Source organism: Mesorhizobium sp. M0030 (genome assembly GCF_040323695.1).
Taxonomy (GTDB): Bacteria; Pseudomonadota; Alphaproteobacteria; order Rhizobiales; family Rhizobiaceae; genus Mesorhizobium.
On the sequence record NZ_JAMYVE010000006.1, the window covers coordinates 39,671 to 52,851 of the forward strand.

Sequence of the window (13,181 nt, forward strand, 5' to 3'; positions counted from 1 at the left end):
AAGCGCGCCATTGCGGATCGGGGCGGCTCGGGCATTGGCGCGGGCGCGCCGGACGAAAGAACCTGTTGCCAAGGCGGTCGGACTCTTAAGCCTTGAAATTGCCACCGCCTTGGGCTTCAACGCAAGGCATGTTTGAGGGGACATCGCGCCTTTTCCTGATTTGGCTCGCCGTAGCGCTGTTTGCGCCGGCCTCGATGGCCATGGCGCAGAATGCCGACGGCATCGGCAATCTGAAACTCCCCGATATTTCGAGCTATGCACCGCCCAAGGGCGAGACGCCGCTGGCACTCGGTGGCGGCGGCGCCATAACGCTGTCGGCGCAGTTGACCGACAAGGGCGCCGACATCACGCGCGGCATCGTCTGGCGCGTCTTCAAGCCCGAGGCCGCCGGCGACGGCAAGCTGCCGATGGTGGCTTCCGCGCATGGCGGCAGCGCTGTGTTCCAGCTCGAGCCCGGCAGCTATCTGGTCCACGCCTCCTACGGACGCGCCGGCGCCACCAAGCGCATCACCGTCGGCAAGGACGCCAGGCGCGAAAGCCTGGTGCTCGATGCCGGCGGCCTCAAGCTCGACGCGGTGCTGTCGGGCGGCGTGCGTATTCCGCCGAAAAAACTGCGCTTCTCCATTTACGAGGGCACCGCCGAGGCCAATGGCGACCGCGCTTTGATCATTCCCGATGTGGAGCCCAACAGCGTCGTGCGGCTCAACGCCGGCGTTTATCATGTCGTCTCCACCTATGGCGCGGTCAATGCCGTCATTCGCTCCGACATCCGTGTCGAAGCCGGCAAGCTGACCGAAGCCACCGTCGAGCATCGCGCGGCGGAGGAGACCATGAAGCTGGTGCGCGAGACCGGCGGCGAGGCCATCGCCGATACATCCTGGTCGCTGCTCAACGAATCCGGCGATCCGATCAAGGAGGCCGTCGGCGCCTTCGCCTCGATGGTGCTGGCCGAAGGCCAATACACCATCATCGCCAAGAACCGCGACCGCATCTACCAGAAGGATTTCACCGTGGTCGCTGGGCAGAACCAGGAGATCGAGGTGCTGGCCACTGATGCCTCTGCGATCGATCCGGAGGAAGGCGCCGACTGACCGGCGCGCCCATTGGCATCGGTTTGGCTGCTCAGTTGAAGTGGTAGTTCAGGGCTACGTCAGGCGGCCTTGCACAGGCGGCGCTTCAGGAAGTGGACCCGGCCGCGCGGCGCGTCGGGCGCTAGGTCGAAGACACCGCGATGAAGACGGTCGAGCAGCGTCTTGCGGTCGCGCAATGGCTCCAACTCATCCCAGCTCAGCACATCGCCGACGCGCACGTCGATCGCCTTGCCGGACAGCCGCGCAAATTCGCGGATGAGCATTGAAAGGCGCAACGTCAGCGACGCCTTGCCGACGAATTTCGCCAGCCTTCCTTCGCGCTCGGCCATGTTCATCGGACCGCTGACCAGATGGAACAGCCGGCCGTTCTGACCTGAAAAATGCATCGGCACCACCGACGCCTTGGCGTCCTGCACGAGGCGCGCCGGAAACATCTTCCACGGCAGGTCGCGCGCCCGGCCAAAGCCTTTCGGCGCGGTGGCGACGCCGCCGGCCGGAAATACGACGATGGTGACGCCCTCTTTCAACAGCCGCACTGCCTCGTGGCGCACCGCCATGTTGTTCTTCACCGCGTCCTTGGTCTCGGAAAAGTCGATCGGCAGCGAGTACGGTTCCATCTCGCGGATCTTCAGCAGATCCTTGTGGATCATGACGCGGAACGGACGCCCGAGCTGCTCGACGAGCGACAGCACGGCAATGCCGTCGCCAATGCCGAACGGGTGGTTGGCGACGATCACCAGCGGCGTGTCGGGCAGCCCCGCCGGCGGCCACTGATCGGTGCTGCGCACCTTGACGTCGATCAGCTGCAGCATGCGGCTGAACACCCGCTCGCCGGTCGGCGCCACCTGGCGGCGCCAGAAATCATAGAGCGCGGCATACCGGTCGCGCCCCGACAGACCTTCAATGGAATGGATGAACCAGCGCGTCAGCGCCGGCTGGCTCGCATTGGCGTAGGAGAGTTCGGGAAACGGTCTTTCCCGTATCTTCAGCTTGAGCATGGGGGCTCGTTACAAGGTTGGCGTGACAGGCATGTGAAAATGGCGGTGGATCGCTCCACCGCCATTTCTCCGAAATATTGATTGCTCAGGCCGCGTTGCGCCTTCGGTCGGGCGAAACAGCCTCGTCGGAAAGCAGCTTCAGCGCGTCGGCCAGCTTGAGCGATTCCTGATCGCGCGAGCCAAGCCGGCGGATGTTGACCGTCTCCTCCTCCGCCTCGCGCTTGCCGCAGACGAGGATCACAGGAACCTTGGCCAGCGAATGCTCACGCACCTTGTAGTTGATCTTCTCGTTGCGCAGATCCGGTTCGGCCAAAAGTCCTGCCGCCTTCAACTGTGCGACAACCTTTCGCGCATAGTCGTCAGCATCCGAGGTGATCGTCGCCACAACCACCTGCAGCGGCGCGAACCACAGCGGGAAATGGCCGGAATAATGCTCGATCAGGATGCCGAGAAAGCGTTCCATCGAACCGCAGATGGCGCGATGCACCATCACCGGCTGCTTCTTTTCCGAATCCGAACCGATGTAGAAGGCGCCAAAGCGTTCCGGCAGATTGAAGTCGACCTGCGTGGTGCCGCACTGCCATTCGCGGCCGATCGCGTCCTTCAGCACATATTCGAATTTCGGCCCGTAGAAAGCGCCCTCGCCCGGATTGATCGAGGTCTTGATGCGGTTTCCCGAGCGCGTCCTGATCGTATCCAGCACGTTGCCCATGATCGCCTCGGCATGATCCCAGGCCTCGTCGGTGCCGACGCGCTTATCCGGCCGCGTCGACAGCTTCACGCTGACATCGTCGAAGCCGAAATCGGCGTAGGTCGACAGGATCAGATCGTTGATGCGCAGGCATTCCGCGGCCAGCTGCTCCTCGGTGCAGAAGATGTGCGCATCGTCCTGCGTGAAGCCGCGCACGCGCATCAGCCCGTGCAAGGCGCCGGACGGTTCGTAACGATGCACATTGCCGAATTCCGCAAGCTTTACGGGCAGATCGCGATAGGATTTCAACCCATGCTTGAATATCTGCACGTGGCCCGGACAATTCATTGGCTTTAGCGCGAACACGCGGTCGTCGTCGGTGTCGTCGCCGGCCACCGTCACCTTGAACATGGCATCGCGATACCAGCCCCAGTGGCCCGACGTCTCCCACAGGCTCTTGTCGAGAACCTGCGGTGCGTTGACCTCCTGGTAGCCTTGCTCGTCGAGGCGGCGGCGCATGTAGTTGACCAGATTCTGGAACATCTTCCAGCCCTTGGCGTGCCAGAAGACGACGCCCGGCCCCTCTTCCTGGAAATGGAACAGGTCCATCTCGCGGCCGAGTTTGCGGTGGTCGCGCTTCTCTGCCTCTTCCAGCATCGTCTGGTAGGCATCGAGTTCAGCTTGCTCGGCCCAGGCCGTGCCGTAGATGCGGGTCAGCATGGGGTTGTTCGAATCGCCACGCCAATAGGCGCCGGCCACCTTCATCAGCTTGAAGGCGTTGCCGATCTGCCCGGTGGAGGCCATGTGTGGGCCGCGGCACAGGTCGAACCAGTCACCCTGGGAATAGATCTTGAGATCCTGGTCTTCGGGAATGGCGTCGATCAGCTCGAGCTTGTAGCGCTCGCCCTTCTCGGCAAAGACCTTTTTCGCCTTGTCGCGCGACCAGACTTCCTTGGTGAACGGCTTGTTACGCGCAATGATCTCGCGCATCTTCTTTTCGATCACCGGGAAATCGTCAGGCGTGAACGGCTCGTTGCGGGCGAAGTCGTAATAGAATCCGTTCTCGATCACCGGCCCGATGGTCACTTGCGTTCCCGGCCACAGTTCCTGCACGGCCTCCGCCAGCACGTGTGCTGCATCATGACGGATGAGCTCCAGCGCGCGCGGATCGGTGCGGGTGATGATCTCGACCTTGCCGGACTTGCCAAGTGGGTCGGAAAGATCGCGAACGGTGCCGTCGATCGCATAGGCGACGGCTTTCTTGGCCAGCGACCTCGAGATCGATTCGGCGAGGCCTGCACCGGTCATCGCCGCGTCATAGTCGCGGACGGAGCCATCGGGAAATGTCAGGGAAACGGAATTCAGCATTTGTATCTCCTATCCAGTCCCGCAAACGAGCGCGGGTGGTCGTGGTGTGAAGCCGGAGGCATCCGGCAGCGGGCGGGTTTTAGAGGCCACGCGGCATCAGGTAAAGAGCCCTCGTTGGCGCAGCTGTCAGGAAATGGCGCGACAGATGTCGCATGCCAGTCGCACAGGCTTGCGAATTTCCCCGACACGAGGTTGGAATCCCCGGCATGGAAGACGCAAAACCCAGCCGAACCGCCTTGGGCGTCGCGCGCATGCGGGCCTTCCACCAGTTCTCGCAGCAGGCGGCGCTGTTTCGCGACCCATATGCGAGTGCGATACTGGGCGATGCCGCACCGACGGTGCAGGAGCTCGAGCAGGAAGGTGAGCGCAGCCGGCGCATGCGCCTGTTCGTGGCAGCGCGCGCCCGCCTCGCCGAGGACTGGCTGGCTGCGGCGGTGCGCCGGGGCGTCCGGCAAGTGGTGGTGCTCGGCGCCGGCCTCGACACTTTCTCGCTGCGCAATCCGTACCCTGATGTCGCGGTGTTCGAAGTCGATCACCCGGCGACACAGGCCTGGAAACGCAAATGCATCGCCGATGCTGGTCTTGCCGAACCGCGGGCCACCATGTTCGTGCCGGTCAACTTCGAGCGCCAGCGCCCCGCGGATGAACTGACGTCGGCCGGTTTGCGGCAGACCGAGCCCAGTTTCTTCATCTGGCTGGGTGTCGTTCCGTATCTGAGCCAAGACGCAATCTTCAGCACCCTGTCCTGGATTACCGGCATGCCCGGTTCGGAGGTCGTCTTCGACTACAGCGAGCCGGCCGAGAACCGCGATGCGGCTGGACAGGCTGCCCTCTCTTTCCATGCGGCGCGCGTCGCCGCTGCCGGAGAGCCCTGGATCAGCTTCTTCGTGCCCGCGGCACTGGCGCAATCGCTGCGCGAGCTCGGCTTCGATGAGATCGAAGATCTGGAAAGCAGCGACATCGCCGCCCGCTACTCCAGGACGCCAAAGGCGGATACAAGGAATTCCGGCGGCCACATCCTTCGTGCCCGCCGGAGCACTTGAAGCTAAAGCAAGTTCACTTCACCAGTTGCGGCAACTCCCTCAGTAACGCCGCGCGTGTCGCCGGGCCTTTCGGCATGTCGATCGGCTTGGTGTCGACGACCAGCCGGGCGAAGACGATCCGGCGGCCGCCCTTTTCGGCCCAGCCGACGAACCAGCCCAGCGCGCGCTTGTCCTTGCTGTTTCCCAGCCTGGTGCTGCCGGTTTTGCCCCGCACCGTCCAGCCGCCGGCCTGGAAAGTCGGCAGGATGGCTCGGGTCATCTCATGCGCCTTGGCAGAAACCGGCATCTTGCCGGCGAGCAGCTGGCGCAGGAAGGCTGTCTGTTCGACCGGCGATATCTCAAGCGAGGAATTTATCCAGGATTGCGTGAGCCCGTTGTCCTTGTCGGCATCGCCCGAGACATCCATGTTGCCGTAGCCGAATTTCGAGACGTAGAGGGCAAAGCTTTTTGCGCCGAGCCGGCGCACGATCTCGCGCGAATACCATACGATCGAGTCGCGCTCCCAGATCGTCGGGTCGACGGCCTTGTGGTCGCGCTTCACGGCGTTGAACTCAGGCTTGTAGTCCCAGCTCGGTGTATGCGCGTCGCTGAGGACACCGCTGTCGTAGCCGATCAGCGCCAGCGGCACCTTGAAGGTCGACGCCGGGCTGACGCGTTGGTCGCAGACGCCGCTTTGATAGAGCGTCTCGCCGCTCGCCGCGTCCTGGATAAGCGTGCAGGCGAAATCGCCAAGCGGCGCCGATTGCGCCCGCATCGGAAATCCCAGAAACCAGGCCAGCAGGAAGAGGACCGCGGCAATGATGAAGGGATGGGTTTCGATCCGACGCATGTGGGCTCTCCTGGGAATGAACAGGAGGCGCTTAGCGAAGTGTCTTGGCTCGATTTTGACTCAAATGCGCAGTCTTTGTAAAGGCCGTTGTTAACCCTACCGGATCGTAAAGAAATGCCGCCCTGGCGATCTATATCAGGGACCCAGCGCGTCCGCCGTCAGGCCTCGCCGCGCTTCCTGCCGATCTGCCAATAACGCCATGGCGTGAACCAGACGTAGCTCGGAGCGAGCACCTCCGGCACGCGGTCGACACCATGCGTTCCGAACGGCCCGCAGCGCAGCACGCGAAAAAGCCCCATCCAGCCGCCGGCCCACAGGCCATGGCGGGCGATTGCCTCATGCGCGTATTCGGAACAGGTCGGCAGATGCCGGCAGGAATTGCCGACAAAGCCGGACAGCGTCAGCTGGTACAAGCGCACCAGCGACGTGCCGAAAATGCGGCCGGGTGTTTTGCGCCAGGGACCGGGCCAGTTGCGCCCGCGCCGGGTCTGTCCGGCGGCATGCACATGCCGATGCTGGTCGCCCACCGCAGTCTCTTTCCGAACGCGACCCCGAAACCGGCTTCCGGGTCAGCTTGCGTTTCCAAACCGATAGATGTGAGCTTCGGCCGGCAAACGCAATCCTCTTCACTCGCCTCTTTGTCGGCTTCAGGGTCGCGAGCGGCGAAAGGGATGCCGCTCCGCTGGAGCCGCCCAGCGGGTGGCCGGCCTTTGCTCGGTGCGCTGCACATGATGCTGCCTGTCGCCACGCCATTGAAACGTCGCGATCCGCATCACATCGCCAAAGATTTCCAGAAACTGGATCATGTCCGTGTCTCCTCTAAGAGCGGATTAGACGCCCGCTGGCCTTCGCCTTCAAACGAGTATAATTTCCGGTTCGGATAACTTCGGGTTATGCGAAATGAAGCGCGGACGGTTGCCCCTGACGGCGTTGCGAAGTTTCGAGGCAGCCGGCCGGCAATTGAGCTTTAGCCGGGCCGCCGAGGAGCTGTTCGTCTCGCAGGCCGCCATCAGTCGGCAGATCCGCGAACTCGAGCAGTTCCTGCACCAGCCCTTGTTCCACCGTCATCACCGCCGCGTCGAGTTGACCGAGGCCGGCCAGCGCCTGCTCGATCAGCTGGTCAGGAGTTTCGATGACATCGACAGGCTGCTTTCGGACCTGGTGGCTGTTCCGGCGCAGTCGGTGGTCCGCGTCAGTGTCGAGCCGTCGCTGGCCTCGGTATGGCTGTTGCCGCGGCTCAACCGCTTCAGCCAGTTGCGGCCCGATATCGACGTTTCCCTCGAAGTTGACCCAAGGCCGATCGAGTTCCGCAGCGATCAGCCCGAACTCGCCTTGCGCTTCAGCGCGCGCGCCACCTCATGGCCGCGCAGCGAGGCCGAATGGCTAGCCTCGACCGTCGATTCACCGGTCCTGTCGCCGGCCTTGCTGGGATCGGGCCCTGCCCTCGAAAAGCCGCTCGACCTTGCCCGCTACACGCTGTTGCACGAGGAAAATCGTCAGGGCTGGGCGCGCTGGTTCGAAGCGGCTGGCGTCGCCGCCGACGCCATTCCGGCGCGCGGCCCTATGCTGGCGGATGTGTCGCTGTCGAAGCAGGCCGCCCTGCTCGGCCACGGCGTGGCGCTGGGCGACCTCTTGCAGATCGGCGAGGAGATTGCGTCCGGCGCGCTGATCAAGCCGTTCGACATCGACGTCGCATCCGGCGCCTACTGGCTGGTGGCCAGGAGTTTGAAGGACCTGCCGGAGCCGGCTAAGGCCTTTGCCGACTGGGTGAGAAGCGAATTTGCCGAAAGCAGACGGGCGCAGGAACAGCAGACCTAAGCCGTCGTGCTTCTTAAGCCCTCGGTTCTATTTCTGCTGCGCGCCGGATGACATCACTCGGCCGTCGAAATTGACCGTCGTCTCGCGCCAAGCCTGGTAGCTATCGGCATAAATCGCAAGGCCAATGAAGGGCGCACAACGGGTAATCGCCCGAACTGCGCTGTCATCGAACTTCTTGCCCTGTGGTTCTGTTGCAAGATTGAGTACCTTCGGCGGCGGCGCCAGCGAACCATCCCGGTTAAAGCTGATTTTGACGCGTGTGGCCACAAGTTCGTCGCCGACGGGGATAATCCAGCAGCCAGCCAGCTTGTCAGCGAGGTAGGCGGCAGCCTTCTGCTGCGAGGCGTTTTCTGCGCCGGCAGCATAGCCACTCGTGACCAGCGAAACCACAAGGCCCGAAGCCACCATCAACCAATGCAAACACTTCCTCCGTCATGTCCTGCGCGAAGCCCGCGCTATGTCACGCTGCTTCTTCTGCGCGTTTCTTCTCGATTTGACCGATGGCATCGACGACCGCATCGAAGGTCAGCATGGTCGAGGCATGGCGCGCCTTGTAGTCGCGCACCGGCTCCAGATATCTCAGATCGGCAAAGCGGCCTTGCGGCGGCGCGCCGTTTTCCTTGAGCATCTTCAGCATGGTGTCGCGCACCGCCCGCAATTCGTCGGCGCTGGCGCCGATGACATGTTGAGCCATGATCGAGGACGAGGCCTGGCCGAGCGCGCAGGCCTTCACGTCATGCGCGAAATCGGTGACGACGCCATTGTCCATCTTGAGGTCGATGGTCACCGTCGAGCCGCACAATTTGGAATGGGCCTTGGCCGTCGCATCCGGATGATCGAGCCGGCCGACGCGGGCGATGTTTCCGGCAAATCCCAGAATTTTCGCATTGTAGACGTCGTCAATCATATTTTTCCAATCCGTCGCCGCCAAGCGAACAGCGATTGCCGTTGTACCGTCTTTCATTCGCTGCGTACGACCATATATAATGGTGGCAGTCGGGTATCGACAAGGCAACGCAAAGCCATCGTCCTTGCCCATTTCGTTCACGCCGCTTGCGGGCTGGAAACCGGGCGAGTTTTCAGCACCCGAAAGGTCGTGGTCCGTTCAACTCGTTCCTCCTGAGAGAGGAACTACGGGAGACGCCTTTATGGATGCCGTCATCAAGAAAATAATGCCCCCTTCCGACTATCTGGACAAGCCGGTCACCGACAGGCCGAGCGAAGCCGAGGTCGAGGCCGCCGTGCGCACGCTGTTGCGCTGGACCGGCGACAATCCGGACCGCGAGGGCCTGATCGACACGCCCAAGCGCGTCACCAAGGCCTTTCTCGAAATGTTCAACGGCTATGACATGTGCCCGGCCGAAGAGCTCGGCCGCACTTTCGAGGAAGTCGCCGGCTATGACGATCTCGTCATCGTCAGGGACATCCAGTTCCACTCGCATTGCGAGCACCACATGGTGCCGATCATCGGCAAGGCGCATGTCGGCTACCTCCCGGATGGCAAGGTCGTCGGCCTGTCCAAGATTGCCCGTGTGGTCGATATCTTCGCCCATCGCCTGCAGACTCAGGAGGCCATGACCGCACAGATCGCCGGCGTCATCCAGGACGTGCTCAATCCGCGCGGTGTCGCCGTCATGATCGAGGCCGAGCATATGTGCATGGCCATGCGCGGCATCCGCAAGCAGGGCTCCACCACGCTGACCTCGACCTTCACCGGCGTGTTCAAGGACACGCCCGAGGAACAGGTCCGTTTCGTCACCATGGTGCGCGGCCTCGGGGCGTAAGCCCCTCGCCGGCATCGCTAGATCAAGGACCGGCGATGTCGGCACTAACATTTCCCAAGGCTCCATCAGACAAGAAGGCTCTCGAAGAAGGCGCGGTGTTTTCCCCGCGCTTCGATGCTGCCGGGCTGGTCACCGTCGTCGTCACCGACGCCGCTGACGGTATGCTGCTGATGGTCGCGCATATGAATGCCGAGGCGCTGGCGCTGACGCTCGAAACCGGCATCGCGCATTACTGGTCGCGCTCGCGCAAGGCGCTGTGGAAGAAGGGCGAAACATCAGGCAATTTTCAGACCGTCGTCGAGATGCTCACGGATTGTGACCAGGACGCCATATGGTTGCGCGTCAAAGTGTTGGGCCACGACGCAACTTGTCACACCGGCCGGCGTTCATGTTTTTATCGGACGGTGGGGCTAATCGGCGGCAAGGCAACGCTTGCCGACGATGGCAGAACGCCGCTGTTCGATGCGGAAAAAACGTATCGGAAGCCCGCGTGAACCATTCAACAGTCGCAAACCACTCATATTCACTATTCTCAAACGTCCTTCCTGTAGAACGGACGCGGGACAAGGGAGATCATGATGCTCGAGTGGGCGTCATTGCGTAGCAGACCGGACGTGCGGGAGGCCAATGGCCCCTCATCGTCCGGCGGGGTGCCTGACCCGCAACCCGCGGGCAAGACAGGCATTTCGCTCGCGCTGGGCGGCGGCTGCGCACGCGGCTGGGCGCACATTGGCGTGCTGCGCGCGCTCGACGAAGCCGGCATCGAAGTCTCGATGATCGCCGGCACCTCGATCGGCGCGCTGGTTGGCGGCTGCTATCTCGCCGGCAAGCTGGACGAACTCGAGGAGTTCGCCCGCAGCCTGACCAAGCGGCGCATCTTCGGCCTGCTCGATCTCAACCTGCGCGGCAGCGGCCTGTTCGGCGGCATGAAACTGGACGTCAGGCTGCGCGAGCACATGGCAGGCATCCGCTTCGAGGATCTGACGAAACCCTTCGTCGCCGTTGGCGCCGAAATTCGTACCGGCCATGAGATCTGGCTGTCCAGCGGTTCGCTGATCACCGCGATGCGGGCTTCCTATGCGCTGCCCGGCGTGTTCGAACCGGTGAATTGCAACGGCCGCATTCTGGTCGACGGCGCGCTGGTCAACCCGGTTCCGGTTTCGGTCTGCCGCGCCTACGAGCAGCCGCTGGTCGTCGCGGTCAACCTTCACTACGATCTGTTCGGCCGCGCCGCCGTCATCAAGCACAGCGCCGGCGAACTGCTCATCGAGAAGGACGCGCCCCGGCCAGGCCAGGCCAGCCCCGACCACCAGCCGCACCAGAGCCGTCTCGGCATCACCGGCGTCATGGTCGAAGCCTTCAACATCATCCAGGACCGGATTTCACGCGCAAGGCTGGCGGGCGATCCGCCCGACATGTCGCTCCAACCGAAACTCAGCCATATCGGCTTGACCGAATTCCACCGCGCGGATGAGGCGATCAGCGTCGGTTACCAGGCGACGATGGCGCAGATCGGCGAGTTGAAGCGGCTGCAGACGGTTCTCGCTTAAACCAATTCGGCAATGTCAGGCTTTGGCTGCATCGGTGATGCGGAACTGCACCGTGCGGTTGCCGTTCCAATAATTCCCCGACAGCGAGCCGGCGACATGGATCGTGTTGCCCCTGTTCTTGAACAGGAATTCGCCCAGCGTGGTATCGACGGATCGAAAGGCGATGCCCTGGATGCGGCCGCCGCTTTCCGACTGCAGATCAGCCCGGATGTGGTTGGTGCCGACGGCCCGCGCGTCGGCCAGCCGATGGCGCGGCAGCGCGAACACCGGCGCGACATGGCCGGCGCCGAAAGGCCCGGCCTTTTCCAATGCATCGAGCAAAGCAATCGTCGCGCCCTCGGCGGCGAGCGCGCCGTCGACGGCCAGACTTTCTTCGTCCTGCAGCCGGAACACTTCGGTCGCCGCGCGCTCCTCGAAGAAAGCACGGAGTTCGCCGAGCTTGGCGCGTTCCACCGTGATGCCGGCGGCCATGCCGTGGCCGCCGCCCTTGACGATCAGCCCGGCATCGGCGGCTGCGCGCACCAGCCGTCCGAGATCGAAGCCCGACACCGAACGGCCAGAGCCGGTGCCGATGCCATTGGCGTTGAAGGCGATGGCGAAGGCCGGCCGCCGCGCATGGTCCTTCAGCCGCGAGGCGATCAAGCCGACAATGCCGGGATGCCAATTGGTGCTGGCGGTGACGATGATGGCCGGCCCGTTGCCGCCGGCAAGTTCGGCGTCAGCCTCGGCGCGCGCCGCTGCCAGCATCTCCAGCTCCATCTGCTGGCGTTCCTGGTTGAGCCGGTCGAGTGTCTCGGCAATGGTCCCGGCCTCAACCGGATCGTCGGTGGCGAGCAGCCGGCTGCCAAGTGCTGCATCGCCGATGCGGCCGCCGGCATTGATGCGCGGCCCAATCAGATAGGCGAGATGAAAGGTGCTTATCGGCTCACCGATGCGGGACACCCGCGCCAGTGCGGCGAGCCCCTCATTCTTCTGCTGCCGCGCCATCTGTAGTCCCTTGACGACGAAAGCGCGGTTCACGCCGATGAGCGGCACCACATCGCAAACCGTGGCCAGCGCCGCCAGGTCGAGCAACGACAACAGGTCCGGTGGCGCTGCGTCGGGCAATCGGCTGCGCAGGACCCTCGCCGTCTGCACCAGAGTGAGGAAGACGACACCGGCGGCGCACAGATGGCCTTGCCCGGAAAGGTCGTCCTCGCGATTGGGATTGACGACCGCGGTCGCCTCCGGCAGCGGGCCGCCGACCTGATGGTGGTCGAGCACCACCACATCGGCGCCTGCGGCCTTGGCGGCATCGATAGAGACAGCGCTGTTGGTGCCGCAATCGACAGTGACGATCAGCGTCGCGCCGCGCGAGACCAGTTCGCGCATAGCCTCCGGATTGGGGCCGTAGCCCTCGAAGATGCGGTCGGGAATGTAGATCTCCGAAGGCACCGAGAAATGCGTCAGGAAGCGCTTGAGCAACGCCGAAGAGGCGGCGCCGTCGACATCGTAGTCGCCGAAGATTGCCACCTTCTCCTTGGCCATGACCGCTTCGGCGATGCGGGTCGCAGCCTTGCCCATGTCGGTCAGCGAAGCCGGATCCGGCAACAGATTGCGGATCGTCGGATCGAGGAAGCGCTCGGCCTGGTCCGCGGTGACGCCCCGCCCGGCGAGCACGCGCGCCACAATGTCGGGCACGCCGTGGCCCTGCGCAATGGCAAGCGCCGTCATGTCCTGCCGCTCGCTCAACCGGTGTTCCCAGGAAACACCGGTCGCCGACTGCCTGACATCGAGGAAGAGGCGTTTGTCGCCCGTCATAGGAGGCGTAATCTATAGATTGTCATTTCCGGCAATATGCGACGGCTAAACAGGAAAGTCTCAACTTTTCCACCTCCTGGTGACCCGCGTTGATCTCGCGGCTCACGCCTCCGCCAGAACCCGATGATGACTGGTGGGTTCGACCTGAAATCTCAATCCGGCTCCAAATCAAAGAGATAGAGCATTATGGCGTCCGAAACACTTTTCAG

14 protein-coding genes are annotated in these 13,181 nt (G+C 63.2%); 6 read left to right on the plus strand and 8 right to left on the minus strand.

Annotation, left to right across the window (positions count from 1 at the left end; all coding sequences use genetic code 11):
* Positions 1 to 128 precede the first annotated feature (128 nt).
* Positions 129 to 1,091 (plus strand): RgsD C-terminal domain-containing protein, encoded by a 963-nt coding sequence (locus NKJ80_RS14260; RefSeq protein WP_023815388.1) that lies wholly within the window; start codon positions 129 to 131, stop codon positions 1,089 to 1,091.
* A 59-nt stretch (positions 1,092 to 1,150) separates the two neighbouring features.
* Here the strand turns inward: NKJ80_RS14260 and NKJ80_RS14265 are convergent, their stop codons facing one another.
* Complete coding sequence (locus tag NKJ80_RS14265) at positions 1,151 to 2,089, minus strand: lysophospholipid acyltransferase family protein (RefSeq protein ID WP_023815389.1); 939 nt, start codon at positions 2,087 to 2,089, stop codon at positions 1,151 to 1,153.
* Between the two features lie 85 nt (positions 2,090 to 2,174).
* Positions 2,175 to 4,148, minus strand: a complete 1,974-nt coding sequence (gene thrS / locus NKJ80_RS14270) for a threonine--tRNA ligase (protein WP_023815390.1) — start codon at positions 4,146 to 4,148, stop codon at positions 2,175 to 2,177.
* A gap of 206 nt (positions 4,149 to 4,354) precedes the next feature.
* On the opposite strand from thrS, the gene NKJ80_RS14275 reads away from it, so the two are divergent.
* Complete coding sequence (locus NKJ80_RS14275; RefSeq protein WP_352497763.1) at positions 4,355 to 5,191, plus strand: SAM-dependent methyltransferase; 837 nt, start codon at positions 4,355 to 4,357, stop codon at positions 5,189 to 5,191.
* Between the two features lie 13 nt (positions 5,192 to 5,204).
* Here the strand turns inward: NKJ80_RS14275 and blaOXA are convergent, their stop codons facing one another.
* The 3 genes from blaOXA to NKJ80_RS14290 form a co-directional block, all read right to left on the minus strand.
* The gene (blaOXA, locus tag NKJ80_RS14280) at positions 5,205 to 6,020 is read right to left on the minus strand and encodes a class D beta-lactamase (protein ID WP_023695454.1); all 816 of its coding nucleotides are present in this window, start codon (positions 6,018 to 6,020) and stop codon (positions 5,205 to 5,207) included.
* A 158-nt stretch (positions 6,021 to 6,178) separates the two neighbouring features.
* Positions 6,179 to 6,547 carry a membrane protein insertion efficiency factor YidD gene (gene yidD, locus NKJ80_RS14285; protein ID WP_023695455.1) on the minus strand — a complete coding sequence of 123 codons (369 nt, stop codon included), beginning with the start codon at positions 6,545 to 6,547 and terminating at the stop codon, positions 6,179 to 6,181.
* 120 nt (positions 6,548 to 6,667) lie between these two features.
* Positions 6,668 to 6,826 carry a hypothetical protein gene (locus NKJ80_RS14290; RefSeq protein ID WP_023667618.1) on the minus strand — a complete coding sequence of 53 codons (159 nt, stop codon included), beginning with the start codon at positions 6,824 to 6,826 and terminating at the stop codon, positions 6,668 to 6,670.
* 94 nt (positions 6,827 to 6,920) lie between these two features.
* Here NKJ80_RS14290 and NKJ80_RS14295 point away from each other — a divergent pair, with 94 nt between their 5' ends.
* Positions 6,921 to 7,838: a LysR substrate-binding domain-containing protein gene (locus tag NKJ80_RS14295; RefSeq protein WP_023667619.1), complete on the plus strand. Its 918-nt coding sequence runs from the start codon at positions 6,921 to 6,923 to the stop codon at positions 7,836 to 7,838.
* 27 nt (positions 7,839 to 7,865) lie between these two features.
* Here the strand turns inward: NKJ80_RS14295 and tolA are convergent, their stop codons facing one another.
* Both tolA and NKJ80_RS14305 read right to left on the minus strand, forming a co-directional pair.
* A complete protein-coding gene (gene tolA / locus NKJ80_RS14300) occupies positions 7,866 to 8,246 on the minus strand; it encodes a cell envelope integrity protein TolA (RefSeq protein ID WP_352497764.1) in 381 nt (126 codons plus the stop codon).
* A 52-nt stretch (positions 8,247 to 8,298) separates the two neighbouring features.
* Positions 8,299 to 8,745 carry an iron-sulfur cluster assembly scaffold protein gene (locus NKJ80_RS14305; RefSeq protein ID WP_023691130.1) on the minus strand — a complete coding sequence of 149 codons (447 nt, stop codon included), beginning with the start codon at positions 8,743 to 8,745 and terminating at the stop codon, positions 8,299 to 8,301.
* A 241-nt stretch (positions 8,746 to 8,986) separates the two neighbouring features.
* Between NKJ80_RS14305 and folE the strand changes: the two genes are divergently transcribed.
* From folE to NKJ80_RS14320, 3 genes are all read left to right on the plus strand, one after another.
* Positions 8,987 to 9,622, plus strand: a complete 636-nt coding sequence (folE, locus tag NKJ80_RS14310; protein WP_023667622.1) for a GTP cyclohydrolase I FolE — start codon at positions 8,987 to 8,989, stop codon at positions 9,620 to 9,622.
* A 35-nt stretch (positions 9,623 to 9,657) separates the two neighbouring features.
* On the plus strand, positions 9,658 to 10,116 hold the full coding sequence (gene hisI, locus NKJ80_RS14315) for a phosphoribosyl-AMP cyclohydrolase (protein ID WP_352497765.1): 459 nt from the start codon (positions 9,658 to 9,660) through the stop codon (positions 10,114 to 10,116).
* An 84-nt stretch (positions 10,117 to 10,200) separates the two neighbouring features.
* Positions 10,201 to 11,172 (plus strand): patatin family protein, encoded by a 972-nt coding sequence (locus tag NKJ80_RS14320; RefSeq protein WP_352497871.1) that lies wholly within the window; start codon positions 10,201 to 10,203, stop codon positions 11,170 to 11,172.
* A gap of 15 nt (positions 11,173 to 11,187) precedes the next feature.
* Here the strand turns inward: NKJ80_RS14320 and recJ are convergent, their stop codons facing one another.
* Positions 11,188 to 12,972, minus strand: a complete 1,785-nt coding sequence (gene recJ, locus NKJ80_RS14325; RefSeq protein ID WP_352497766.1) for a single-stranded-DNA-specific exonuclease RecJ — start codon at positions 12,970 to 12,972, stop codon at positions 11,188 to 11,190.
* Between the last annotated feature and the right edge of the window lie 209 nt (positions 12,973 to 13,181).